The following is a 24,709-nucleotide window of genomic DNA, read 5'->3' as shown; positions in this document are numbered from 1 at the left end:
CCCGCGCGGCCTACGACTTGCTGCGCAAGTCTACATCTCGCGCCTTCGGCTACGCCGAAGGGGTGCTACGCACCCTGGCCCTCCAGACGCCTGCGTTCGGCCTCCTGAAGTCGCACTCTGTGTCGCCTGAACTATCGCGCGCTTAGAAGCCAAAGCAAGAGCAAGAGCAAGAGCAAGAGCAAGAGCAACGCTACTCTTTCAATGCCCCGCCGAGGCCGGCCCGGCCTTCGCCGTAAACGGCGGCTTGGCCAACCACACCAGCAATATCAACCCGGCAAACACCCAAGTCATCAAGGTGAAGTAATCCACCGTCGACATCATGTACGCCTGCGCATTGACGATCTGTTCCAGCTGCGCGTAATGCTGCGCACTCGCCCCCCCCATCTGCTCCAGCGTATGCCGCGTCGCCGGATCAAACTGGCTGATGTGCTCGCTCAAATACGCATGATGCTGATCTGCCCGACGAATCCAGATCCACGTCGTCAACGAAGCCGCAAAGCTCCCCCCCAATGTGCGCAGGAACGTAGCCAGGCCCGAGCCATCGGCAATCTGATGCGGCGGCAGGTCCGACAGCAAAATGCTCAAGGTCGGCATGAAGAACAGCGCCACGCCAATCCCCATGAACAACTGCACCAGGGCGATATGCTGGAAGTCCACCTCGCTGGTGAAGCCTGCGCGCATGAAGCAGCTGCTACCGATCGCCAGAAACGCCAGCCCCGCCAGCACCCGCAGGTCGAAGCGGTGTGCGTACTTGCCCACGAACGGCGACATGATCACCGGCAACAGCCCAATCGGCGCAACGGCCAAACCTGCCCAGGTGGCGGTATAGCCCATCTGCGTCTGCAACCACTGCGGCAGGATCAGGTTGATGCCGAAGAACCCCGCGTAGCCACCGACCAGCACAATGGTGCCGATGCGAAAGTTGCGGTGGGCGAACAGCCGCAGGTTGACCACCGGGTGACGGTCGGTAAGCTCCCAGATGATGAAGATCGCCAGGAACACCACCGAAATCAACGTGCCGACAATGATGAACGACGACTCGAACCAGTCCAGATCATTGCCCTTGTCCAGCACCACCTGCAACGCGCCCACGCCGACGATCAGCGTCAGCAGGCCGATATAGTCCATCGGCTGGCGGCTGGTGACCACCGGCCGCGTGCGCATCTGCTGACGCACCACGGCAGCGGCGAACAGGCCGATCGGCACGTTGATGAAGAAGATCCACGGCCAGCTGTAACTGTCGGTGATCCAGCCACCCAGTATCGGCCCGGCAATCGGCGCCACCACCGTGACCATCGCCAGCAAGGCCAGGGCCATGCCCCGTTTGGCCGGTGGGTACACGGCAATCAGCAAGGTCTGGGTCATCGGGTACAACGGCCCGGCCACCACCCCCTGCAACACCCGAAAGCCCACCAGCTCTGGCATCGACTGCGCCACACCGCAAAGGAACGAGGCCAGCACGAACAGCAACGTGGCCCAGATGAACAGCTTCACTTCGCCAAAGCGCCGGCTCAGCCAGCCGGTCAGTGGCAAGGCAATGGCGTTGCTCACCGCGAACGAGGTGATCACCCAGGTGCCCTGTTCGTAACTCACCCCCAGGTTGCCGGAAATGGTCGGCAGCGCCACGTTGGCGATGGTGGTGTCGAGCACCTGCATGAAGGTCGCCAGCGACAGGCCGATGGTCGTCAGCAGCAGGCTCGGCGGGGTGAACTGGGCCGGGGCGTTGTTGCTCATCGCTGGGCCGTCTTGCCAGTGGCGCTGTTTTCGTGGATCAGCCGGGCGATCAGGTCGTCGGCCTCGACCAGCTGGCGGTCATACACCTGGGTGGTGTAGCTGGCCTGCTGCGGTGGCTGCTGGGCCAGGGTCGGGCCGCTCTGGTCGTGCAGGTCGACTTCGACCACGGTGGACAGACCGATGCGCAGCGGGTGGTCCTTGAGCTGGTCAGGGCTCAGGTGAATGCGTACCGGCACGCGCTGGACGATCTTGATCCAGTTGCCGGTGGCGTTCTGCGCCGGCAGCAGGGCGAAGGCGCTGCCGGTACCGGCGCCGAGGCTGTCGACCGTGCCGCTGTACTTGACCTCGCTGCCATACAGGTCGGCGCTGATATCCACCGGCTGGCCGATGCGCATGTCGCGCAGCTGGGTTTCCTTGAAGTTGGCGTCGATCCACACTTCATCCAGCGGGATCACCGCCATGGTCGCGGTGCCGGGCTGCAGGCGCTGGCCGAGCTGCACGGTACGCTTGGCGACATAGCCGGTCACCGGCGCCACCAAGGTGGTGCGGGTGTGGTCGAGGTAGGCCTGGCGCAGGTCCGCCGCGGCCGCCATCACCTCAGGGTGCGAGGACACCACGGTGTCGTCGACCAGTGCAGTGCTGGTGTTGAGTTGCTGGCGCGCGCTGTTGACAGCGGCCTGAGCCACGGTCAGGTCATCACGGGCATGGGAGATCTCTTCGGCGGCGATGGCGCCGCTGTCGGCCAGCACCTTGCGCCGGTTGTAGTTCTGCTGGGCCTTCTGCAGCTCGGCCTGGCGGGTTTCCAGCTGGGCCTTGAGCGAGTCGACGTTGCTGTACAGGCCGCGCACCTGGCGCACCGTGCGGGCAAGCTTGGCCTCGGCGGACTGCAGGGCCACCTCGCTGTCGGAGGGGTCGAACTGCAACAGCACCTGGCCGGCATGCACCAGGTCGCCGTCATCGGCGCCGATGCTGGTGACGGTGCCGGTCACCAACGGGGTGATCTCCACCACGTTGCCATTGACGTAGGCGTCGTCGGTGCTTTCGTGCCAGCGCCCGACCAGGCTGTACCAAGCCCAGGTGCCGGCACCGGCGAGCAGCACCAGCAGCAGCAGGCCGAGCAGCCAGGCCTTGCGCTTGCCCGACGCGGGCGCGTCGGTGGAGGGAGTTGAGGTGTCTGCGGGAGTGGCCATCACAATACCTTGGAATATGCGTAACAGGGATCAACGATCGCCGAAGCGGCGGATCGTCAGCGGGTCGCCGGCACCCAGCAGAACCTTGGCCAGCAGACCTTCGAGGGTCTTCAGCTCGTCTGGCTGCAGCACGCCGACCAGTTCGTTCATCGCCGCCGCGCCGATCTCTGGCAGGCGGTCGGCCAGGCGCTGGCCATCGGCGGTCAATGCCAGGCGCACCTGGCGGCGGTCATCGGCGCAGCGGTTGCGCAGGATCAGGCCCTTCTGCTCGAGGCGGTCGAGCATGCGGGTCATCGAACCGCTGTCCAGGCCCAGGAAGCGGCACAGTTCGGCCGGGGTATCCACCTCGTACTGGGTGACGATGATCAGCACCTTGAACTGTGCGGCGGTGACGCCCTCCGATTCGAGGTGCCAGTCGAGAATGCGGTCCTTGAGGATCGCCGCACGGCCCAACAGCATGCCAATGGCGCAGGTTTGGAAATTTTCCGGGGTGAAATGGGACATCGGCGGTCTGCTCAAGCAATTGTTTAAAAATATTACTGCCTAGGCAGTGAATGTCAAAGCTTTGATTAGGGGGCTATGCAAATATTCATGAAACGGCCGTTGCCGGCGACGTTTCACAGCGCGCGCAAACCCAGTGCCTGCACTGCCCGGCAGGCAATCGCCATGCCTACCAGTTCGGCCAGGCTGCCCGCCTGCAAGCGCTTCATCACCCGCCCCCGGTACAGGTCCACGGTCTTCACACTGATGCCCAGCCGCTCGGCAATTTCGCGGTTGCTCAGGCCCTGGGCCAGCGGCACGAACACGTCGCGCTCGCGGGGCGTCAGGGCATCCAGGCGTGCCTGCACCGCGGCCAGCGCAAGGTCGTCCTGGCGCGCCTGCCCAGCCCGCTCCAGTGCTGCCTGCACACTGTCGAGCAGCAACTGGTCGCTGTAGGGCTTTTCGATGAAATCGCTCGCCCCGGCCTTGAATGCCCGCACCACGATCGGCACATCGGCATGGCCGCTGACGAAGATCACCGGGATCTGCAGGCCGCGCTCGCGCAATGCCTGCTGCACCGCCATGCCGCCCAGCCCGGGCATGCGCACATCGAGCAGCACGCAGGCCGGCCCATCGTCCAAACAGGCATCGAGAAACGCCTGGCCGCTGGCGAACGGCACGCCCTGCAGGCCTACCGACTCCAGCAACCACACGGTCGAATCACGCATCCCCTGGTCGTCGTCGACCACATACACCTTGGCTTGCACCCTGCCCTCTCCTTATCCTCGGTTCACTGCCAGACGGCAGCACAACACCAGCCCACCGGCCTCACCCGCACGCGCCCAAAGGCTGCCGCCAAAGCCTTCGATCAGGCTGCGGCTCATGCTCAGGCCAAGGCCCAGGCCATCGGCCTTGCTGGTACTGAACGGGGTGAAGATCTCATCCAGGCGCTCGGCGGCCACGACCGGTCCCTGGTCGGCGACCTCGATCAGCACCCCGTCGCCCTCGCGCACGGCGCCGAGCAGGATACGTGACGGCTGCGCAGCGTGCTGCTCGCGGTTGGCTTCGATGGCATTGCGCAGCAGGTTGAGCAGCACTTGCTCGAGCAATACCCGGTCGGCGAACACCGCCGGCAATGGCCCGCCGATGCGCAGTTCGACAGCGACCTGGTCGCGTGCCGCCTCCCAGGCGCACAGGCGCATGGCTTCGGCGGCAACCTCGGCCACCTCCACCGCTTGCAGGCGCCGCGGCCCCTTGCGCAGAAAGGCACGCAGGCGGCGAATCACCTCGGCGGCGTGGGTCGCCTGCTCGGTGATGCGTTGCAGGCCCTGGCCGACCCGTTCACGCGCCTGCGGGTCGCGCTCCAGGCCTTGCAGGTAGCGTTGGCTGGCATTGGCATAGTTGACCACCGCCGCCAGCGGCTGATTCATCTCGTGGGCGATCCCCGACGCCAGTTCGCCCAGGGTGGCGAGCCGGGCGCTGTGGGCCAGGTTCTCCTGGGCCTCGATGCGCAGGGTGATGTCACGCGACACGCTGACCACCTCCACCACGGCGCCGGTGTAGGTCTCGCGGATCGCCCGGCTGGCGATCTCGAACCAGCGATAACCGCCGTCTGCATGCCGCACGCGGCAGGTCATGGTGTGGTAACCATCCTGGTCCAGGGCTGCGGCGGCCTGGCGCAGCACCTGGCGCCGCTCGCGCGGGTGCAGCAAGGCCCGCACCGGCATGCCGCGCAACTGCTCTGGCCACAGGCCGAGCAGGCGGTAGGCGGCCGGCGAGGCGTCGAGAAATCGTCCGTCCGGGCTGTGCCGGGAAATCAGGTCGGTAGTGTTCTCGATGATCAGCCGATACAGGCGCCGGGCGCGGCTGGCTTCACGGGCGCCCTGGCGCTCTTCGCTGGCATCACGGCAACGGGCCAATACCCGCTGGCCCTGGTCATCGGGGATGAAGGTCCACAGCAGAATGCGTTCGCCGACCTGTTTTTCCACATCGGCGATTGCCCGGTGCTGGCGCAGGCAGGCACGCACCAGCGCTGCGCAGTTGCTCGGCAGCCAGTCGGCCAGCGCCGTGTCAGTGCCAGTCAGCGCCTGCAAGGCCGGGTTGCTTGCCAGCGCACGGGCATCGGCGGCCAACAGCGCGCTGGGTTGTGGGTCCTTGGCGAGCAAGGGTGAAAGGGTCTGGTCCACTGTCGGTGCTCGTTATTATAGTAGTTTTACTATATTGCTATAGTCGATATTCCATCTACGATAGCGGTTCGCGTAAAACTGCGACAGGGGCAAGCGGCCATCGGCGCGCTGCCCGCACCCTGATCAGAGCTAACAATCAGCCACCGGGGGGCCACACGCACAGGCTGCGTCTGCCTCCGCTACAGGACTACCGTATGTCGATCTTCGCCCAGGGCCTGATGCCCGCTGCCGTCAACCACGTCGCCCTCACCCCGCTGAGCTTCATCGAACGGACCGCCGCCGTGTACGGCGATTACCCTGCCGTGATCCACGGCGCCATTCGCCGCGACTGGCGCCAGACCTACCAGCGCTGCCGGCGCCTGGCCAGCGCCCTGGCCGGGCGCGGAATCGGGCGCGGCGACACGGTGGCGGTGATGCTGCCGAACATCCCGGCCATGCTCGAAGCGCACTTTGGCGTGCCGATGATCGGTGCCGTGCTCAACACCCTCAACGTGCGCCTGGATGCCGAAGCCATCGCCTTCATGCTGCAGCATGGCGAGGCCAAGGTGCTGATCACCGACCGCGAATTCCACACGGTGATCGCCGCTGCCCTGGCCTTGCTCGAACACCCGCCGCTGGTGGTCGATGTGGATGACCCTGAATACGGCGAGGGCCGTGCGGTCAGCGACCTCGACTATGAAGCGCTGCTGGCCGAAGGCGACCCGGCATTCGCCTGGGAATGGCCCGAAGACGAATGGCAGGCGATTTCGCTGAACTACACCTCGGGCACCACCGGCAACCCCAAGGGCGTGGTCTATCACCACCGCGGCGCCTACCTGAACGCCATCGGCAACCAGATGACCTGGGCCATGGGCCACCGCCCGGTGTACCTGTGGACCTTGCCGATGTTCCACTGCAACGGCTGGTGCTACCCCTGGACCATCACCGCGCTGGCCGGCACCCACGTGTTCCTGCGCCGGGTCGACCCGCAGAAGATCCTCACCCTGATCCGCGAACACCGGGTCAGCCACCTGTGCGGTGCACCGATCGTGCTCAATGCCCTGGTCAACATGCCCGAAGCCGCCAAGGCCGCCATCGAACACCCGGTGCAGGCCATGGTCGCCGGTGCTGCACCACCGGCCAAGGTCATCGGCGCGGTCGAGCAGATGGGCATCCGGGTCACTCACACCTATGGCCTGACCGAGGTCTACGGGCCGGTCACCGTCTGCGCCTGGCATGAAGCGTGGGATGACCTGCCGTTGGAGGAGCGGGCGCGGATCAAGTCGCGCCAGGGCGTGCGCTACCCCACCCTCGACGGCCTGATGGTCGCCGACCCGCAAACCCTGCAACCGGTACCGCAAGACGGCAACACCCTGGGCGAGATCTTCATGCGCGGCAACACGGTGATGAAGGGCTACCTGAAAAACCCCGAAGCCACCGCCGAGGCCTTCCGCGGTGGCTGGTTCCACACCGGCGACCTGGCCGTGTGGCATGCCGACGGTTATGTCGAGATCAAGGACCGGCTCAAGGACATCATCATTTCCGGTGGCGAGAACATCTCGACCATCGAAGTCGAGGACACCCTGTACAAGCACGCTGCCGTGCTGGAAGCCGCGGTGGTGGCCCGCGCCGACGACAAGTGGGGCGAAACGCCCTGCGCGTTTGTCGCCCTCAAGCCTGGGCACGAGCATACCCGCGAGGGCGACATCATCAGCTGGTGCCGCGAGCACCTGGCCGGGTTCAAGGTGCCGAAGACCGTGGTTTTCGGCGAGCTGCCCAAGACCTCCACCGGCAAGATCCAGAAATACGTCCTGCGCGACCGCGCCAAGGCCCTGTGAACCGTTATCGAGCCTGATATGACCGACTACACCGCTCCATTGCGCGACATGCGCTTCATCCTCCATGACGTGTTTCAGGGCCCTGCCTTGTGGGCGCGCCTGCCCGCCCTGGCCGAGCGCGTCGACGGCGAAACCGCCGATGCCATTCTTGAAGAAGCCGCCAAGGTCACCGGCCAGCTGATCGCCCCGCTCAGCCGCAATGGCGACGAGCAAGGCGTGCGTTTCGAGGCAGGCCAGGTCACCACTCCGGCCGGCTTTCGCGACGCCTGGCAGATCTACCGAGAAGGTGGCTGGGTCGGCCTGGGCGGCAACCCGGAGTACGGCGGCATGGGCATGCCGAAAATGCTCGGCGTGCTGTTCGAAGAAATGCTCTACGCCGCCGACTGCAGCTTCAGCCTGTATTCGGCGCTGAGCGCCGGCAGCTGCCTGGCCATTGATGCCCATGCCAGCGAAACGCTCAAGGCCACCTACCTGCCGCCACTGTACGAAGGCCGTTGGGCCGGCACCATGTGCCTGACCGAACCCCACGCCGGCACCGACCTGGGGCTGATCCGCAGCCGCGCCGAGCCCCAGGCTGACGGCAGCTACCGCATCAGCGGCAGCAAGATCTTCATCACCGGTGGCGAACAGGACCTGACCGAAAACATCGTCCACCTGGTGCTGGCCAAGCTGCCGGACGCCCCTGCCGGGGCCAAGGGCATCTCGCTGTTCCTGGTGCCCAAGTACCAGGTGGCCGCCGATGGCAGCCTCGGCCCGCGCAACGCCGCGCACTGTGGCTCGATCGAACACAAGATGGGCATCAAGGCCTCGGCCACCTGCGTGATGAACTTCGACGGTGCCATCGGCTATTTGGTCGGTGAGCCGAACAAGGGCCTGGCGGCGATGTTCACCATGATGAACTACGAGCGCCTGTCCATCGGCATCCAGGGCATCGGCTGCGCCGAAGCGTCGTACCAGAGCGCTGCACGCTATGCCAACGAGCGCCTGCAAAGCCGCGCCGCCAGTGGCCCGAAGGCATCAGAGAAGGCCGCCGACCCGATCATCGAGCACGGTGATGTGCGGCGCATGCTGCTGACCATGCGCGCCTTCACCGAAGGCGGCCGGGCGTTCGCCGCCTACGTCGGCCAGCAGCTGGACCTGGCGCGCTATGCCGAGGACGCAGGTGAGCGCGAGCATGCCCAGCGCCTGGTCGCGCTACTGACCCCGGTGGCCAAGGCGTTCTTCACCGACAACGGCCTGGAAAGCTGCGTGCTTGGCCAGCAGATATTCGGCGGCCATGGCTACATCCGTGAGTGGGGCCAGGAGCAACGGGTGCGCGATGTGCGCATCGCGCAGATCTATGAAGGCACCAACGGCATCCAGGCCCTCGATCTGCTCGGGCGCAAGGTGCTGGCCGATGGCGGCCAGGCCCTGGCCTGCTTCGCCGCCGAAGTGCGGGCTTTCAGTGCCGGGGCAGCGCTGCACCGCGAAGCCCTGCAAGCCAGCCTGGCGCGCCTTGAAGCCACCAGCGAATGGCTGCGCGCCCGGGCAGGCGAGGACGCCAACCTGGTCAATGCCGTGGCGGTGGAATACCTGCACCTGTTCGGCCTGACCGCCTATGCCTACATGTGGGCGCGCATGGCGGCGGTGGCCCAGGCCAGGCAGGCCGACGACCCGGCCTTCCATGGCGCCAAGCTGGCCTGTGCGGCGTTTTTCTTCCAGCGCCTGCTGCCGCGCAGTCTGGCCCTGGATGCCAGCATCCGCGCCGGCAGCGCCAGCCTGTACGCGATGGCAGCCGAGCAGTTCTGAGCCAGCAAGGGAGCGCTTCGCGCTTGCCGCGAAGCGTTCTCAAACGCTGGAAATCCCTTGCGAAACCGACGAAAAACCCACACAACTGATAGTCATTCGCCATTAGCTCGGTTCTCGGGAGCCCCTTTGCAGGGGTAGAATACGCAAAACCCGGAGCCACGATGAACCACGACCGCCTCAATCCCAGCCCAGACGATGCCATCACCGACGCCGCCGCGCACTGGTGCATGCGCCTGCATGCCGACGATTGCACGCTGGTCGAACGTGAAGCGTTCGCCCGCTGGCTGGCGGCCGACCCGCGTCACGCCGAGGAATACCAGGCGATGCTGGAAATCTGGCAAACCGCCGACCACTTGCCGCGCACCGCCACGGTCATCGACTTCAACACGCCTGCCCGGCATGCGCCGCGGGCACGCAACTGGCGGCCACTGGCGTCGGCTGCGGCGCTGGCCCTGCTGGTGCTGCCGCTGGCTGGGTGGGTGGGTTGGGAGCAAGGCTGGCTGCCCAACCACTACCAGCATTTCGAAGCGGGCAACGACATGCAGACCGTGCAGTTGAGCGACGGCAGCACGGTCGAGCTCAACCTCCACACCGAACTGACCTACCTCAACTACAAGGACCAGCGCCAGGTCACGCTCAAGCGTGGCGAGGCGTTCTTCAAGGTGCAGCACGACAGCAGCCACCCGTTCATCGTCCGCGCCGGCCGTGGCCAGACCCGCGTCACCGGTACCCAGTTCAATGTGTGGAAGTACCAGGACCAGGTCAAGGTCACGCTGGTAGAAGGTTCGGTGCTGGTCAGCAGTGATGGCAGCGCGGGCGGCTACCGCCTTGGCCCTGGCATGCAGGCCAGCTACCACACCGGCGACTTCGAGCCGCAGTTGGCCGAAAACAGCGACTACGACAACAGCCTGGCCTGGCGTAACGGCAAGCTGGTGCTCGACAACCTGAGCCTGGAACAGGCCCTGCCGGTAATCAACCGCTACCTCGACGCCCCGCTGCTGCTGGCCGACCCCGGCACCGGGCGCATCCGTATCAGCGGCATCTACAACACCCGCGAGGTCGGGCGGCTGGTGGACAACCTGCCCAAGGTGCTGCCGATCTACCTGACCCGCAGCAAGGACGGCAGCACCGTCCTCAACAGCATTTCACCACCGCCCGACAAGGGCTGACGCCCTACAGCGTCATCGCCGCCAGCCAGCCGAACGCCAGCAGCGGCAGGTTGTAGTGGATGAAGGTGGGTACCACGGTGTCCCAGATATGGTGGTGCTGGCCATCCACGTTCAGCCCGGAGGTCGGGCCAAGGGTCGAGTCCGAAGCCGGCGAGCCGGCATCGCCCAAGGCCCCTGCGGTACCGACGATGCACACTGTGGCCAGCGGGTCGAAGCCCAGCTGCACGCACAGCGGCACGAAGATCGCCGCCAGGATCGGCACCGTCGAGAACGACGAGCCGATGCCCATGGTCACCAGCAACCCCACCAGTAGCATCAGCAAGGCGCCAATGCCCTTGCTGTGGTCGATCCATTGCGCCGAGGTCTCGACCAGGCTCCTGACCTCACCGGTGGCCTTCATCACATCGGCAAAGCCCGAGGCGGCAATCATGATGAAGCCGATCATGGCCATCATCTTCATGCCTTCGGTAAACAGGTCGTCGGTGTCCTTCCAGCGCACGATGCCCGACAGCGAGAAGATCAGAAAGCCGACCATGGCGCCGATGATCATCGAGTCCAGCCACAGCTGCACGATGAATGCAGCGGCGATCGCCAGCCCCGCCACCAGCAGGGTCATCGGGTTGTACTGCACGCTGACCTGCTCGACCTGCTCGATGCGCGCCAGGTCGTAGTCGCGCTTCTTGCGGTAGCTGATGAACACCGCCAGCAGCAGGCCGGCGAACATGCCGGCGGCCGGGATGGCCATGGCATGGGTGACGTTGACCCCGCTGACATCGACCCCGGCACGGGCGACGTTGGCCAGCAGGATCTCGTTGAGGAAGATGTTGCCAAAGCCCACCGGCAGGAACATGTACGGGGTGATCAGGCCAAAGGTGATGACGCAGGCGATCAGCCGCCGGTCGATGCGCAGGCGCGTCAGTACGTACAGCAGCGGCGGCACCAGCAGCGGGATGAAGGCGATATGGATGGGCAGGATGTTCTGCGACGACACCGCCACCACCAGCATCAGGCCGATCAGCAGCCATTTGACCTTGCCGCCGTTGGCATGGCCCTGGCGGTCGATCATGTTCAGCGCACGGTCGGCCATGGCATGGGCCAGGCCGGACTTGGCGATGGCTACGGCGAAGGCGCCGAGCAAGGCATAGGACAGTGCCACCGTGGCACCGCCACCGAGGCCGCCGTTGAAGGCCTTGAGTGTGCCTTCTATCCCCAGGCCGCCGACCAGGCCACCGACCAGGGCGCCGATGATCAGGGCGATGACCACATGCACACGGGACAGGCTGAGTATCAGCATGATGCCGACCGCGGCGATCACTGCATTCATGGTTTGGGGTTCCTCATAGCGGCAGACAAAAAAGCGCGCACTCTGACGGAGTGGGAGGGATATGTCAAAAGCGCCATATTGCGGCGTATTTCGCTGTAATTTTAAATTGAATGTTTGAATAAAGAAAAAATCGGCGGGGCCGATATAGGGGGGAGGCTGGAAGGTGCTTGCCTTGAGGTATTCAGCGCCTGTGAGACCGAGCGCCGCCCGCGCGGCGCATCGCGGATAAATCCGCTCCTACATTTGTTGCAACGTGGCCATGCCTGTCAGGCCATGGTTGTCAGCCGGTTTGCACGACTCAAGACATGCGCCAAGGCTGGCAACCATGGCGTAACAGGTTCGGCACGTTGCAACAAATGTAGGAGCGGATTTATCCGCGATGCGCCGCGCGGGCGGCGCTCGATCTCACAGGCGCCGCAACCCTCAAGGCAAACACCTTCCAGCCCCACCGCCAAACCCTGACTGCCAAAAAAAGGGATTCCCCCCATGCCTTTGCGACAACTTTCCATCCAGTGGAAAATTACCCTGCTCGCCGGTCTCTGCCTCGCCGGCATCGTCACCCTCCTCGTCGGCCTCTCGCTGTACCGCATGGACCACAGCTCGGACCTGGTCAAGGCCAGCAGCATGCAGATGCTCACCGAGGCCGCGCAGTCGCGTATCGAGTCGCAAGGTGAAGTCCAGGCCCTGAACATCCGCCGCCAGTTCATGGATGCCTACCAATACGGTGCGGGCTTCTCGCGCCAGGTGCTGTTCCTGCGCGAACAGGCGGAAAAACGCTTCCTCGATGCCTTCGACCTGCGCGAAGACATGACCCGCCAGGTGCGCGCCGCGCTGCAGGCCAACCCCGACCTGCTCGGCCTGTCGCTGGTGTTCGAGCCCAATGCGCTGGACAACAAGGACAGCCTGTTCGCCGGCAAAGCCGAACTGGGCAGCAACGAAACCGGGCGCTTCGCCCTGTACTGGTCGCAACCGCGCGCCGGCCAGCTGACCGCCATGGCCCTGCCCGAACACGACATGGCCAACACCGAGATCGGCCCCAGCGGCCAGCCGGCCAATACCTGGTGGAACTGCCCGCGCAGCACCGGCAAGGTCTGCGTGGTGGAGCCGTACTTCTATGACATCGACGGCCAGCGCGTGCTGATGACCAGCATCGTCTTCCCGCTGGCGGTCAACGGCAAGATCATTGCCACCCTCTCTATCGACATCAACCTCAACAGCCTGCAGGCCCTGAGCCAGGACGCCAGCCGCAGCCTCTACGAAGGCCGCACCACGGTCGGTATCCTCAGCCCGGTCGGCCTGCTGGCCGGCTACAGCGCCGACGCCAGCAAGCTGGCCCAGCGTTTCGACCAGGTCGACCCGCGCCAGGGCGCCGAGCTGGTGCGCAAGCTGGCCGCGGGCAAGCTGACCACCCTGCACGATCAGGCGCGCCTGAAAGTGCTGGCCGCCTTCGAACCGATTCCCGGCGCCCAACCCTGGGGCGTGCTGCTGGACGTGCCGGAAAACGCCCTGACCGGCCCCGCCGAAGCCCTCAAGCAAGAGCTGGACACCCTGAACACCAGCGGCACCCTGCTGGAGCTGGGCCTGGGCCTGGCCGCGGCGATCGCCGGCCTGCTGCTGGTGTGGCTGATGGCGCGTGGCGTGACCAAGCCGATCCTCGGCGTCGCCGCCATGCTCAAGGACATCGCCAGCGGCGAAGGCGACCTGACCCGCCGCCTGACCTACGACAAGCGCGACGAACTCGGCGAGCTGGCCGGCTGGTTCAACCGCTTCCTCGACAAGCTGCAACCGACCATCGCCGAGGTAAAGCGCTCGGTGCAGGCCGCCCGCGGCACCGCCGACCAGTCCTCGGCCATCGCCAGCGAGACCAGTGCCGGCATGGAGCAGCAGTACCGCCAGGTCGACCAGGTGGCCACCGCCTCCCACGAAATGAGCGCCACCGCCCAGGACGTCGCCCGCAGCGCCGCCCAGGCCGCACAGGCTGCACGCGACGCCGACCAGGCCACCCGCGAAGGCCTGGCGGTGATCGACCGTACCACGAACAGCATCGATGCCCTGGCCGCCGACATGAGCAGCGCCATGGCCGAAGTCGAAGGCCTGGCGCAGAACAGCGAGAAGATCGGCTCGGTGCTCGAGGTGATCCGCTCGATCGCCGAGCAGACCAACCTGCTGGCGCTCAACGCCGCCATCGAAGCGGCCCGCGCCGGTGAGGCCGGCCGCGGCTTTGCCGTGGTCGCCGACGAAGTGCGCAACCTGGCCCAGCGCACCCAGGAATCGGTGGAAGAAACCCGCCAGGTGATCGAAGCCCTGCAGACCGGTACCCGTGAAGTGGTCGGTGCCATGGACAGCAGCCACCGCCAGGCCCAGGGCGGTGTCGAGCAGGTCGGCCAGGCGGTTACCGCGTTGCAGCGCATCGGCCAGGCGGTGAGCGTGATCACCGACATGAACCTGCAGATCGCGTCGGCCGCCGAAGAACAGAGCGCAGTCGCCGAAGAGATCAACAGCAACGTCGCGACCATCCGCGATGTCACCGAGTCGCTGTCCGGGCAGGCCAACGAATCGGCGCGGGTGAGCCAGTCGCTGAACAGCCTGGCCAACCAGCAACAGGCGCTGATGGACCAGTTCCGCGTCTGACCCGCCGGGGCCGTGCGCGGCCCCGAAACCCACCTCGTCTACACTTGCCCGCAACGCAAGAGCAGTAACCGACGAGGCTCCCCATGAAGAAAATCCCTGCGCTGCTGGCCGGCCTGTTGCTCACCATCGGCCTGGCCAGTACCGACAGCGCCGCATCGGCAGAAGCTGGCAAGCCCATCCACTTCGGCGCCATCACCTGGGAAAGCGGCGCCCTGACCACGGAAATCCTGCGCCACATCGTCGAGCACGGTTACGGCTACCCCACCGACACCCTCCCTGGCAGCAGCGTGAGCATGGAGGTGGCGCTGGCGCGCAACGACCTGCAGGTAATCGCCGAGGAATGGGCCGGGCGCAGCCCCGCCTGGGTCAAGGCCGAACAGGCCGGCGAGGTGTTCGCCCTGGGCGATACGGTGAAGAACGCCGAGGAAGGCTGGTGGGTCCCGGCCTACGTGATCGAGGGCGATCCGGACCGCGGCCTCAAGCCGCTGGCCCCAGACCTGAGCAGCGTCGAAGACCTCAAGCGCTATCCCAAGGTGTTCAGCGACCCCGAAGCGCCTGAAAAAGGCCGCTTCCTCAACAGCCCCAGCGGCTGGACCTCGGAGACCGTCAATAGTCAGAAGCTCAAGGCTTATGGCCTCGACGGCCTGTACAACAACTTCCGCAGTGGCTCGGGCGCCGCGCTGGATGCCGAGATCAGTTCAGCCATCCGCCGTGGCCAGCCGGTGCTGTTCTACTACTGGAGCCCCACCCCGCTGATTGGCCGCTACAAACTGGTGCGCCTGCAGGAGCCGCCATTCGACGCGGCCGCGTGGGCCACCCTGACCGACGCGAAGAACCCCAACCCGATAGGCAGCCAGTCGTTGCCGGCCAAGCTGTCGGTCGGCGTGTCCAAGGCGTTTCGCGATGGCTACCCGGACCTGGTGGCGGTATTCGAGAAGGTAGACCTGCCCATCGACCGGTTGAACAAGGCCTTGGCTGAAATGAACGAAAAACGCCAGCCGCCCGCGGATGCCGCCAAGGCGTTCCTGCGCGCCAACCCGGCTGTGTGGAAGGCCTGGCTTCCGGCTGACGTGGCCGCCAAGGTCGAGGCCAGCCTGTGAACACGGGCTTCCCCCAAGCCCTGCAACTGTCCTTCGCCGACACCATCAACCGCCTGGTCGACTGGCTGGTGCTGCACTATGGCGACCACCTGCGCAGTGTCTCCGACCAGCTGCTGCAAGTGCTGGTCGGCCTGGAGAACCTGCTGCGCCTGATGCCCTGGTGGCTGCTGTTGCTGCTGGTCGGCCTGCTCGCCTGGCACGCCAGCCGCAGCCTGCTGCGCAGCGTGGTGCTGGTCGCGCTGCTGGTGTTCATCGGCATGCTCGGGCTGTGGGACAAACTGCTGCAGACCCTGGCGCTGGTGCTGGTCAGTACCGGCCTGTGTGTGCTGGTCGGCGTGCCGCTGGGCATACTCCTGGCCACCCGCCCACTGGCCCGGCGCATGCTGTTGCCGGTGCTGGACGTGATGCAGACGCTGCCGGCCTTCGTCTACCTGATCCCGGTGCTGATGCTGTTCGGCCTGGGCAAGGTGCCGGCGGTGTTCGCCACCTTGATCTATGCCTTGCCACCGTTGGTGCGGCTGACCGAGCTGGGCCTGAGCCAGATCGACCCCTCATTGCTGCAGGCCGCCCATGGCCTGGGCGCCGGCCGCTGGCAGCGGCTGCGGCGCATCGCCCTGCCGCTGGCGTTGCCGAGCATCATGGCCGGGCTCAACCAGTCGGTGATGATGGCCTTGTCGATGGTGGTGGTGGCTTCGATGATCGGTGCCCGAGGGCTGGGCGAGGATGTGCTGGCCGGGATTCAGACACTTAATGTCGGCCAAGGGGTGGAAGCGGGCTTGGCCATCGTCGCGCTGGCGATGGTGATCGACCGCATCAGCCAGGCCTATGGGCGCAGCACCCGGTAAACGTGATTGTGTGTAGGAGCGGCCTCGCCGGGGCCGCTCCTACAAGAGTCCGCGTCAGTTCAGTATCTGATCATCACCGACTTCAATTCGGTGTAGTCCTCGATGAACGCACTGCCGAACTCTCGCCCCACCCCGGAAGCCTTGGTCCCGCCAAACGGCACCGCCGGGTCGAGGAAAGTGTGCATGTTGACCCACACCGTACCGGCCTCGATCTGCGGGATCAGCCGTAGCGCCTTGGACAGGTCGTTGGTCCACAGGCTGGCGGTCAGGCCATACGGGCTGTCGTTCATCAGCTCGACCAGTTCCTGCTCGTTATCGAACGGCAGCACACAGACGATCGGCCCGAAGGTTTCCTCATGCAGCAACGGGTCATTGGCACCGTTGGCCAGCACCACGGTCGGCTCGACGAAATACCCCGGCCGGTCAACCACCCTGGCACCACACACCACCGTGTTGTTGGCCCGCGCCCGCTCGAAGAAGCCGAGAATCTTCTGCAGGTGCGCAGCATTGGCCAGCGGCCCGAACTGCGCCTCTGGGTCCAGTGCCGAGCCGATCTTCATCTGCCCCAGCGCCGCGCCCAGCTTGCGGGTGAACTCCTCGACCTTGCTGTGGTGCACGTACAGGCGCTCTGGCGATGCGCAGACCTGCCCCTGGTGCACGTAGGCCGTTTGCACGATGCCGGCCACCGCGCCGTCGACATCGACATCGGCCAGCAGTGCCGCGGCATTCTTGCCGCCCAGTTCCAGGGTGGCGCGGGTCAGGTTGGCCGCCATGGCCGCCTTGCCCACGGCGATGCCCGTCGGTACCGAACCGGTGAAGGCCACCTTGGCCACGTCCGGGTGCTCGATCAGCCGCTGCCCGGCCTGCCCACGGCCGTTCAGCACGTTGAGCGCGCCCGCCGGCACACCGGCCTCGACGGCCAGTTCAGCGATGCGCAGCAACGTCAGCGGGGTGAACTCGCTGGGTTTGATGATGACGGTGCAACCGGTGACCAGCGCCGAGGCGATCTTCCAGATGCCGATCATCACCGAGAAGTTCCACGGCACGATCCCCGCCACCACGCCCACCGGCTCGCGCAGGGTGAAGGCGGTGTAGCGCTCGCCGGCGAACGACGGGATCGACGGTGTCATGGTCTGCCCGGTGATCTTGCTCGCCCAACCGGCAAAGTAGCGCAGGAACACCACGCTCTGGGCGATCTCAAGGCCGCGGGTAAGGTTGATCGACTTGCCCGAGCACAGGGTTTCCAGCTGCGCCAGCTCTTCGGCATTGGCCTCGATCAGGTCGGCCAGGCGGTTCAGCACCACACCTTTCTGATACGGCGACGCCTCGGCCCAGGCCCCCTTGAAGGCGTGCCGCGCACTGCGCACCGCACGTTCGACCTCGGCGTCGCTGGCCTCGGCAACCCGGGCGATGACCGCGCCGCTGGAGGGGTCATGGATAGCGATCGACGGCCCCGCCTCACCCGCCAGGTACTGGCCCTCGATAAAATGGCCATGGGGCCTGGCGAGGAACTCGACCACGGCAGGTAACAGCTGGATATCGCTCATGACATGACTCCTGGATGGCAGTGCACAAAGGTGTGTCGGCCGATCTTCAAACGCCCGCCCACTCGCCTGCCAGCCCCGCACGGCGTTTTGTCAGGCAGCTTCAAGAGAATGTCACGCAGGGCAAATCGCCACGCCGGGCCGGTGGGCACACTGCGTTCACTGAATCACGCAAGCGTTGTACCCTTCAGCCCGCTCGGTCAGCGGGCTTTTTTATGCCTTCAGATGTTCTGTGCCTGTGAGATCGAGCGCCGCCCGCGCGGCGCTCGATCTCATAAGCGCAGAACATCTAAAGGCAGACACCTGTGTGCCCCCGACACCCTACCGCGACGATAAAAAATAAAATCGCATAAGAATATAAATTCTTATTCTTTTTTAACCAAAATCAATTCCGCTATAACTCTCCCAACTGTACAGCCGCCAACACCCGGCCAACTGTCTGCAGCGCAACACCTGATCAACAATCAACGCCCACAAGGCAACACCGGTAGCGCCCTGAAATTCGCAACCTGTTGATCTACAACAAATTAATAACTCGGCACGACGATTGCTCAAGCAAAGTCCCCCGCTCAACAAGAACCGGAGACCTGCCCATGAGCACCCCACTGAACGTCGTAGCCCTGTCCGGCGGCACCACCCGCCCATCGCGCACCCTGGCCCTGACCGAGGCCATCCTCGCCGAACTCGGCCAGCACCTGCACATCAAGCCACACCTGATCGAACTGGGCGACATCGCCCGCCCACTAGGTGCCGCGCTGTGGCGCAGCGAACTGCCCGACACCGTGGAGCAACAGCTGCGCCTGGTGGAAAAAGCCGACCTGCTGGTGGTTGCGGCCCCCGTCTACCGCGGCAGCTTCCCCGGCCACTTCAAGCACCTGTTCGACCTGATCGGCCAGGACGCGCTGGTTGATACCCCGGTGCTGCTCGCCGCCACCGGTGGCAGCGAACGCCACGCGCTGGTGCTCGACCACCAGCTGCGCCCGCTGTTCAGCTTCCTGCAGGCCCTGACCCTGCCAATCGGCGTGTATGCCAGCCAGGCCGAGCTGGCCGACTACCAGGTTTCCAGCGATGCCCTTGGCGCACGCATCCGCCTGGCCGCCGAGCGTGCCGTGCCGCTGTTCGGCGCCCATCACGCACTCCGTCAAAGCGCCTGAGGAACCGCCATGAATGCACCTTTGCATGCCGCCCGCCCGGCGCTGGCGGTCGCGCGCGAACTGGCCACACAGTTCGCCCAGACCGCAGTGGAGCGCGACGAGCGCGGTGGTACGCCCAAGGCCGAACGCGATGCCCTGCGCAGCAGCGGCTTGCTGTCATTGGTGATCCCTCAGGCGTTCGGCGGCCAGGGTGCGAACTGGCATGACACCTTCGAGGTGGTGCGTGAGTTCGCCCGGGTCGACAGTTCGATCGCCCACGTGTTTGGCTTCCATCACCTGATGCTGGCCACCGTGCGCCTGTTCTCGCGCCCTGACCAGTGGCAACCCTGGTTCGAGCAGACCGCCCGCAAGCACTGGTTCTGGGGCAATGCACTCAATCCGCTGGACACCCGCACCGTGGTCAAGCACTTCGACGGCTGGTGCGAGTTCTCGGGCAAGAAGAGCTTCTGCTCCGGTGCCAGCGACTCGGAAATGCTGATCGCTTCGGCAGTGGACGAGCGTGCTGGCGGCAAGCTGCTGATCGCCGCCATCCCCAGCGGGCGCACCGGCATCACCCTGCACAACGACTGGAACAACATCGGCCAGCGCCAGACCGACAGTGGCAGCGCCACCTTCGAACGGGTGCGGGTCGAGCACAGCGAACTGCTGCTCGACCCCGGCCCGTTGAGCACCCCCTTCGCCGCCCTGCGCCCGCTGATCGCCCAGCTGCACTTCGCCAACCTGTTCCTCGGTATTGCCGAAGGTGCCTTTGACGAAGCGCGCCAGTACAGCCTCAAGGAAAGCCGGCCGTGGTTCCGCTCCAGCGCTGCCAGCAGCGCCGAAGACCCTTACGTGCTGCGCCACTACGGTGAGTTCTGGGTGGGCCTGGAGAGCGTGCGCCTGCTGATCGCCCGCGCGGCCCGCCAACTCGACAGTGCCTGGGCCAAGGAGCAGGCGCTGAGCGCCGAGGAGCGCGGTGACCTGGCCCTGGCCATCGGCACCGCCAAGGTCGCGGCCACGCGCCACGGCCTGGACATCTGCAACCGCCTGTTCGAGGTGACCGGCGCCCGCGCCACCCATGCCTCGCTGCGCTTCGACCGCCACTGGCGCAACCTGAGGACGCAAACCCTGCACGACCCGGTGGATTACCGTATCCACGAGCTCGGCGAGTGGGCCCTCGGCGGCAAGCGCCCCGCCCCATCCTTCTATTCCTAAGGATCGCTCATGCAACTGCTGACCCTCCCCCCGTCACCGACATTGGCTACCTCGATCAGGGCGACCGCACAGGTCTTCGAAGACCCCAGGTCGCAGGCGCTGCTCGCCCACCTGCAACAGGTCGCCCCCAGCGAGGCCAGCGTCCTGATCATTGGCGAAACCGGCACGGGCAAGGAGCTGGTCGCGCGCCACATCCACAACCTCAGCGGCCGGCGCAACGGCCCGTTCATCGCGGTGAACTGCGGAGCGTTCTCCGAGTCGCTGGTCGAGGCCGAACTGTTCGGCCATGAGAAAGGCGCCTTCACCGGCGCTCTGGCGGCCAAGGCCGGCTGGTTCGAAGAGGCCAACGGCGGCACGTTGTTCCTCGACGAGATCGGTGACCTGCCGCTGCCGATTCAGGTCAAGCTGCTGCGCGTGTTGCAAGAGCGTGAAGTGGTGCGCCTGGGCTCGCGCAAGAGCATCCCGATCAATGTGCGGGTGCTGGCGGCGACCAACGTGCAGCTGGAGAAAGCGATCAACGCCGGGCACTTCCGGGAGGACCTGTATTACCGGCTGAACGTGGTGACCCTGCAGTTGCACCCACTGCGCGACCGGCCGGGGGATATCCTGCCGCTGGCCCGGCATTTCATCCGCAGCTACAGCGAACGGCTGGGCTATGGGCCGGTGGACCTGAGCCCCAAGGCCCAGGCCAAACTGGTCGAGTACAGCTGGCCAGGCAACATTCGCGAGCTGGAGAACGTCATCCACCACAGCCTGCTGACCTGCGGCGACGGGCTGGTGCAGGCGCAGGACCTGCGCCTGTCCAACCTGCGCCTGGATCGCCAGGAGGATGAGCCGGCGAACCACGGCGTGGAGGACCTGCTGCAACAGGCGTTCAGCCGGTTGTACGAGGAACAGCCCGGGGATTTGTACGAGAAGGTCGAGAATGCCCTGCTGCGCTCGGCGTACCACTTCTGCCATTACAACCAGGTGCATACCGCGCAGTTGCTGGGGTTGTCGCGCAACGTCACGCGTACCCGGCTGATCGCGATCGGGGAGCTGGTGGTGAACAAGCGCCGGGCTCAGGAGCCCCAGGTGCTGGATAACCGGGTGGTGCGGTTATCCATCTGAGCTGGGTATCTCCAGTACCGGCCTCTTCGCGGGCAAGCCCGCTCCCACAGGTACTGCACCATGGCTGATGTCGGGGCCGTATCTGTGGGAGCGGGTTTACCCGCGAAGAGGCCAGTGCAGGTAACTCAAAGCTCAGTACCGATCGACGCCGCGATCATCCCCGACATCGTGATCGGCCCCGTCATCCGCGCCCTGCCCTGCACCGCTATCATCACCCGCCTCATTGGCTTCATGATTGGCTTCGTGGTTGGCTTCGTGATTGCCGCCGTCATCCGCGCCGCTACGGCCCGAGCTGGCGCCGCCATCGCCACTGTGCCCGCTGCCACCGCCACTGCCACCGCCACCGCTGCCACCACCTCCACCGCCATGGCCACCACCACCGCCGCTGCCACCGCCGCCTCCGCCGTGGCCGCCACCGCCTCCTCCGCCACCACCACCGCCATCCTTCGCATACGCGCTGGACGCGCCGCCGAGCGAGTCAGGCAGCAACACTGCCGAAGCCGATAGCACTGCGCCGATAGCCAAAGCCAACAAGCATTTCCTGAGCATGATGAGCCTCCGCATGGAGTCGCACTGTTACAGAATGTTTCTTGAGCTCTGAGCGTAGCCCGCCGCTTCACCTGTCACCAGCCGGTCATCCGCACAATCAACCCGCCAAACGCCGGAACACCAGGCTGGAAGCCCCGCACACGCCAGCGCACAGCAGCATCACGGTGGCGATGTCGGCTACCGAGGTTTCACTGCGCCCGTCCAGCCCGGCCAACAGCCCCAGCAGCACCCCGGCCAGGCTCACCGACATGGCCATGGTCAACTGCACCGACATCGCCGACAGCGAGCTGGCCGCCGCCGAGCGATCACCGGGTACATCCTGGTAACTGGCAGCACCCAAGGTCGAGAATTGCAGTGACCGCACCAGGCCCGCCGCGAACAGCACGACCGCCATCAGCCACACCGCGGTGTCGCGATCGAAGCCGGCACACAGGGCAATCCCCGCCGCGCTGAGCACAGCATTGCAACTGAGCACCCGTCGATAGCCGTAGCGCCGTACCAATGGCACGGCCAGCAGCTTCATCAGCAACGCCCCCACGCCACCGCTGACCACCAGCCAACCGGCCGCCAGCGGGCTCATGCCCAGGCAGTTCTGCAACAGCAATACGATCAGGAACGGCTGCGCCGCCGAACCCAGGCGAAACAGCCCGCCGCCGGCCTGGGCCAGGCCGAAACTGCGCAGGCGCAACAGCGACAGGTCGACCAGTGGGCTGGGGTGGCGCCGCGCATGCAGCAGGTAACCCAAGGCGCAGGCCAGGCCCGCGGCCACCAGCGCCAGCGCCCAGGCCGGTGGCAGTTGCCCCAGCCCCAGCGACTCCAGGCCGAACACCAGCATGGCCAAGGCGCCACCACTGAGCAGCAGCCCGCGCACATCCAGCGGCGGCACCCGTCGTGCCGGATAGTCCGGCACATAGCGCAGGATCAGCCAACAGCCGACCAGGCAGATCGGCAGGTTGACCAGGAAGATCCAGTGCCACGACAGCACCGTCACCAGCAGCCCGCCGAGCAGTGGCCCGATCAAGGGCCCGACCAGGGCCGGCAAGGCCAGCCATGACATCGCTTGCAGCAATTGTTCGCGGCTTGACCAGCGCAGGATGATGACCTGCCCCACGGGCGTCATCAACGCACCCGCCGCGCCCTGCAGCATGCGCCCCACGCACAGCTGCCAGAGCGTCTCGGCCAGGGCACAGGCCAGCGAGGCACTGGTGAACAAGCCCATCGCCAGCAACATCACCTGGCGCGGGCGAAAGCGTTCGGCGGCCCAGCCGCTGACCGGCACGCACAGCGCCAGGGCAAGCATGTAGAGCGACACCACCAGGTTCATGCGCAGCCCTGGCTCGCCGAAATCGGCGGCCATCTGCGGCAAGGCAGTCATCACCGCCGTGCTGTCGAGCAGTTCCATGAACAGCGCGGCGCCGATGATCACCGGCACCTTGGGGCTTTGCAGATGCCCGGCCAGCAAGGCCGGTTGGGCGGTCAAAACAGCCCCGAGACGGGCGGACGGGTGCCTTTGAGCTGCCAGGCGCCCACCACCGCCGCCTTCCACTGGCGCGGGTTGTGGTTGGCCACGGTGCGGGCGTTGCGCCAGTGCCGGTCAAGGTTGTGCTGGCGGCCGGTGGTGGAGGCACCGCCGACATCGAACAAGGTTTCGGCCGCCTTGAGCGCCAGCTCGGCCACCAGATACTGAGCCTGCGCGACCTCGATGGCGGCCTGTTCGACGGCGGCTTCATCCAGCTGCGTGGCCCAGGCCTTGTCGATGCTGGCGGCGGCCTTGAGCACCAGGGACTCGGCGCCATAGGCACGGGCGGCGATATCGCCTACCGACAGCTCCACGTAGGGGTCATCCACCGAACGGCTGGCGGTACTGTGCTTGATCGGCCGGGCATGCTCGCGGGCGAAGCGCGTGGCATCGTCCAGTGCGTTGCGGGCGATGCCGGCCAGCACGGTGCCGAGGAACAGCTGCAGGAACGGTGTGACGATCGTACGCTTGCCCTCCTCCACGGTGCGCGTGCGAAGCTCGCTGGCCTCCACCCGCACGTTGCGCAGGTGCGTGGTGCCGCTGGCGGTCAGGCGCTGGCCCATGGCATCGAAATCGTCGACCAGCTCCAGGCCCTCGCGGTCGCGTGGCAGGATGAACGAAACCGGTTGCTCGTCCTCATCCAGCGCCACCGCACTGACATAGTCGGCGAACAATGCGCCGGTGCTGTAGAACTTGCTGCCGTTGGCACGGTAATGCTCGCCCTCGCGGACCAGCCGTGCAGCGATCGAGCCGTTGGCGCCGCCCAGTTCCCAGCCGGCATTGCCGATAACGGCGCCTTGCAGATAGCGGGCAAACCAGCGCTCGCGCTCTTGCTCTGCGCCCTCGGCCTGGGCGGCCAGCAGGCCTTCGATGAAGGCAAAGCCCGGGCGCAAGGCCTGGGCCACGTTGGAATCGACCGAGGCAATCTGCAGCAGCAGTTCGATCACATCGCTGACCGTGCCGCCGGGGCCGCCGTACTGGGGCGGGATTCGCACGGTGTAAAGCCCTGCGGCCGCGAGCTGGGCGATGGCTTCGTGGGGCAGCTGGCGTTCGCGCTCACGTTGCGCGGCGCCTTCGCCGATAGCGGGCAACAAGGCAACGATGCGGGCCTTCAGTTGCACGACGTCGGTCGCAGGCGTCTGGGTGGGGAAACGTTGAAATGTGGTCATGGTTCAGTCCTTTAAGTACATCTTTCGTTTAGGTGACCCGGGCCTTGTGGGAGCAGCTGTCTTGCTCAATTTCTAGAATCTGGCGCGATCCGTGTGGGAGCCGCGCTTGCCGGCGATGGGCCGCGAAGCGGCCCCAGCAATTTATGCAACAACCTTGAAATCGTGGGGCCGCTTCGCGGCCCATCGCCGGCAAGCGCGGCTCCCAC

At 65.8% G+C, this 24,709-nt stretch carries 19 protein-coding genes and 1 pseudogene; 11 read left to right on the top strand and 9 right to left on the bottom strand.

Annotated elements, in window-relative coordinates:
• Positions 1-198 precede the first annotated feature (198 nt).
• The 5 genes from ACIPZ5_RS03385 to ACIPZ5_RS03365 form a co-directional block, all read right to left on the bottom strand.
• A complete protein-coding gene (locus ACIPZ5_RS03385; RefSeq protein ID WP_400806667.1) occupies positions 199-1,734 on the bottom strand; it encodes a DHA2 family efflux MFS transporter permease subunit in 1,536 nt (511 codons plus the stop codon).
• Positions 1,731-2,924: an HlyD family efflux transporter periplasmic adaptor subunit gene (locus tag ACIPZ5_RS03380; RefSeq protein ID WP_400806664.1), complete on the bottom strand. Its 1,194-nt coding sequence runs from the start codon at positions 2,922-2,924 to the stop codon at positions 1,731-1,733. Before ACIPZ5_RS03380 ends, ACIPZ5_RS03385 begins: the two co-directional genes overlap by 4 nt.
• A 30-nt stretch (positions 2,925-2,954) precedes the next feature.
• Positions 2,955-3,428: a MarR family transcriptional regulator gene (locus ACIPZ5_RS03375; protein WP_343595338.1), complete on the bottom strand. Its 474-nt coding sequence runs from the start codon at positions 3,426-3,428 to the stop codon at positions 2,955-2,957.
• A gap of 113 nt (positions 3,429-3,541) precedes the next feature.
• Complete coding sequence (locus ACIPZ5_RS03370; protein ID WP_400806661.1) at positions 3,542-4,171, bottom strand: response regulator transcription factor; 630 nt, start codon at positions 4,169-4,171, stop codon at positions 3,542-3,544.
• Between the two features lie 12 nt (positions 4,172-4,183).
• Positions 4,184-5,590 (bottom strand): sensor histidine kinase, encoded by a 1,407-nt coding sequence (locus ACIPZ5_RS03365; RefSeq protein WP_400806659.1) that lies wholly within the window; start codon positions 5,588-5,590, stop codon positions 4,184-4,186.
• Between the two features lie 194 nt (positions 5,591-5,784).
• Here ACIPZ5_RS03365 and ACIPZ5_RS03360 point away from each other — a divergent pair, with 194 nt between their 5' ends.
• The 3 genes from ACIPZ5_RS03360 (at position 5,785) to ACIPZ5_RS03350 (ending at position 10,364) form a co-directional block, all read left to right on the top strand.
• Positions 5,785-7,407: an acyl-CoA synthetase gene (locus tag ACIPZ5_RS03360; protein ID WP_400806657.1), complete on the top strand. Its 1,623-nt coding sequence runs from the start codon at positions 5,785-5,787 to the stop codon at positions 7,405-7,407.
• Positions 7,408-7,425: 18 nt separating this feature from the next.
• Entirely contained in the window at positions 7,426-9,195 is a 1,770-nt protein-coding gene (locus ACIPZ5_RS03355; RefSeq protein WP_400806655.1) for an acyl-CoA dehydrogenase C-terminal domain-containing protein, read from the top strand.
• Between the two features lie 161 nt (positions 9,196-9,356).
• Positions 9,357-10,364: a FecR family protein gene (locus tag ACIPZ5_RS03350; protein WP_343595328.1), complete on the top strand. Its 1,008-nt coding sequence runs from the start codon at positions 9,357-9,359 to the stop codon at positions 10,362-10,364.
• A 4-nt stretch (positions 10,365-10,368) separates the two neighbouring features.
• On the opposite strand, the gene ACIPZ5_RS03345 is transcribed toward ACIPZ5_RS03350, so the two are convergent.
• Positions 10,369-11,688 (bottom strand): Na+/H+ antiporter family protein, encoded by a 1,320-nt coding sequence (locus ACIPZ5_RS03345; RefSeq protein WP_400806651.1) that lies wholly within the window; start codon positions 11,686-11,688, stop codon positions 10,369-10,371.
• 486 nt (positions 11,689-12,174) lie between these two features.
• Here ACIPZ5_RS03345 and ACIPZ5_RS03340 point away from each other — a divergent pair.
• The 4 genes and pseudogenes from ACIPZ5_RS03340 to ACIPZ5_RS03325 all read left to right on the top strand — a co-directional run.
• A pseudogene (locus ACIPZ5_RS03340) lies at positions 12,175-13,461 on the top strand (HAMP domain-containing protein); the annotation flags it as partial.
• A 102-nt stretch (positions 13,462-13,563) separates the two neighbouring features.
• Positions 13,564-14,319, top strand: coding sequence for a methyl-accepting chemotaxis protein (locus tag ACIPZ5_RS03335; RefSeq protein ID WP_400806696.1), 756 nt, complete (start codon positions 13,564-13,566; stop codon positions 14,317-14,319).
• Between the two features lie 83 nt (positions 14,320-14,402).
• A complete protein-coding gene (locus ACIPZ5_RS03330) occupies positions 14,403-15,419 on the top strand; it encodes an ABC transporter substrate-binding protein (protein ID WP_400806649.1) in 1,017 nt (338 codons plus the stop codon).
• The gene (locus ACIPZ5_RS03325) at positions 15,416-16,264 is read left to right on the top strand and encodes an ABC transporter permease (RefSeq protein ID WP_400806646.1); all 849 of its coding nucleotides are present in this window, start codon (positions 15,416-15,418) and stop codon (positions 16,262-16,264) included. The genes ACIPZ5_RS03330 and ACIPZ5_RS03325 overlap by 4 nt, the downstream gene beginning before the upstream one ends.
• 59 nt (positions 16,265-16,323) lie before the next feature.
• Here ACIPZ5_RS03325 and ACIPZ5_RS03320 read toward each other — a convergent pair whose 3' ends face one another.
• Positions 16,324-17,811 (bottom strand): aldehyde dehydrogenase family protein, encoded by a 1,488-nt coding sequence (locus ACIPZ5_RS03320; protein WP_400806645.1) that lies wholly within the window; start codon positions 17,809-17,811, stop codon positions 16,324-16,326.
• A 590-nt stretch (positions 17,812-18,401) separates the two neighbouring features.
• Here ACIPZ5_RS03320 and msuE point away from each other — a divergent pair.
• The 4 genes from msuE to ACIPZ5_RS03300 all read left to right on the top strand — a co-directional run bounded on the left by msuE (position 18,402) and on the right by ACIPZ5_RS03300 (position 21,773).
• Positions 18,402-18,962 carry an FMN reductase gene (msuE, locus tag ACIPZ5_RS03315; protein WP_343595315.1) on the top strand — a complete coding sequence of 187 codons (561 nt, stop codon included), beginning with the start codon at positions 18,402-18,404 and terminating at the stop codon, positions 18,960-18,962.
• A 9-nt stretch (positions 18,963-18,971) separates the two neighbouring features.
• Positions 18,972-20,156 (top strand): acyl-CoA dehydrogenase family protein, encoded by a 1,185-nt coding sequence (locus ACIPZ5_RS03310; RefSeq protein ID WP_313714083.1) that lies wholly within the window; start codon positions 18,972-18,974, stop codon positions 20,154-20,156.
• Between the two features lie 9 nt (positions 20,157-20,165).
• Entirely contained in the window at positions 20,166-21,266 is a 1,101-nt protein-coding gene (sfnR, locus tag ACIPZ5_RS03305) for a sigma54-dependent transcriptional activator SfnR (protein WP_313714082.1), read from the top strand.
• Between the two features lie 114 nt (positions 21,267-21,380).
• On the top strand, positions 21,381-21,773 hold the full coding sequence (locus ACIPZ5_RS03300; protein WP_400806640.1) for a hypothetical protein: 393 nt from the start codon (positions 21,381-21,383) through the stop codon (positions 21,771-21,773).
• Positions 21,774-21,912: 139 nt separating this feature from the next.
• Here ACIPZ5_RS03300 and ACIPZ5_RS03295 read toward each other — a convergent pair whose 3' ends face one another.
• A complete protein-coding gene (locus tag ACIPZ5_RS03295) occupies positions 21,913-23,295 on the bottom strand; it encodes an MFS transporter (RefSeq protein ID WP_400806638.1) in 1,383 nt (460 codons plus the stop codon).
• A complete protein-coding gene (locus tag ACIPZ5_RS03290) occupies positions 23,292-24,503 on the bottom strand; it encodes an acyl-CoA dehydrogenase family protein (protein ID WP_400806635.1) in 1,212 nt (403 codons plus the stop codon). The genes ACIPZ5_RS03295 and ACIPZ5_RS03290 overlap by 4 nt, the downstream gene beginning before the upstream one ends.
• Between the last annotated feature and the right edge of the window lie 206 nt (positions 24,504-24,709).

The sequence above is a fragment of the Pseudomonas sp. NPDC089428 genome, assembly GCF_044749325.1.
Classification (GTDB): Bacteria; Pseudomonadota; Gammaproteobacteria; order Pseudomonadales; family Pseudomonadaceae; genus Aquipseudomonas.
This window is presented reverse-complemented; position numbering and strand designations above follow the sequence as displayed.

Bases quoted from the DNA above. Each gene is read 5' to 3' on its own strand.
- ACIPZ5_RS03385 (WP_400806667.1), bottom strand. From the start codon at position 1,734: ATGAGCAACAACGCCCCGGCCCAGTTCACCCCGCCGAGCCTGCTGCTG.
- ACIPZ5_RS03350 (WP_343595328.1), top strand. From the start codon at position 9,357: ATGAACCACGACCGCCTCAATCCCAGCCCAGACGATGCCATCACCGAC.
- ACIPZ5_RS03335 (WP_400806696.1), top strand. From the start codon at position 13,564: ATGGAGCAGCAGTACCGCCAGGTCGACCAGGTGGCCACCGCCTCCCAC.
- ACIPZ5_RS03380 (WP_400806664.1), bottom strand. From the start codon at position 2,924: ATGGCCACTCCCGCAGACACCTCAACTCCCTCCACCGACGCGCCCGCG.
- ACIPZ5_RS03375 (WP_343595338.1), bottom strand. From the start codon at position 3,428: ATGTCCCATTTCACCCCGGAAAATTTCCAAACCTGCGCCATTGGCATG.
- ACIPZ5_RS03330 (WP_400806649.1), top strand. From the start codon at position 14,403: ATGAAGAAAATCCCTGCGCTGCTGGCCGGCCTGTTGCTCACCATCGGC.
- ACIPZ5_RS03355 (WP_400806655.1), top strand. From the start codon at position 7,426: ATGACCGACTACACCGCTCCATTGCGCGACATGCGCTTCATCCTCCAT.
- ACIPZ5_RS03345 (WP_400806651.1), bottom strand. From the start codon at position 11,688: ATGAATGCAGTGATCGCCGCGGTCGGCATCATGCTGATACTCAGCCTG.
- ACIPZ5_RS03290 (WP_400806635.1), bottom strand. From the start codon at position 24,503: ATGACCACATTTCAACGTTTCCCCACCCAGACGCCTGCGACCGACGTC.
- msuE (WP_343595315.1), top strand. From the start codon at position 18,402: ATGAGCACCCCACTGAACGTCGTAGCCCTGTCCGGCGGCACCACCCGC.
- sfnR (WP_313714082.1), top strand. From the start codon at position 20,166: ATGCAACTGCTGACCCTCCCCCCGTCACCGACATTGGCTACCTCGATC.
- ACIPZ5_RS03310 (WP_313714083.1), top strand. From the start codon at position 18,972: ATGAATGCACCTTTGCATGCCGCCCGCCCGGCGCTGGCGGTCGCGCGC.
- ACIPZ5_RS03320 (WP_400806645.1), bottom strand. From the start codon at position 17,811: ATGAGCGATATCCAGCTGTTACCTGCCGTGGTCGAGTTCCTCGCCAGG.
- ACIPZ5_RS03360 (WP_400806657.1), top strand. From the start codon at position 5,785: ATGTCGATCTTCGCCCAGGGCCTGATGCCCGCTGCCGTCAACCACGTC.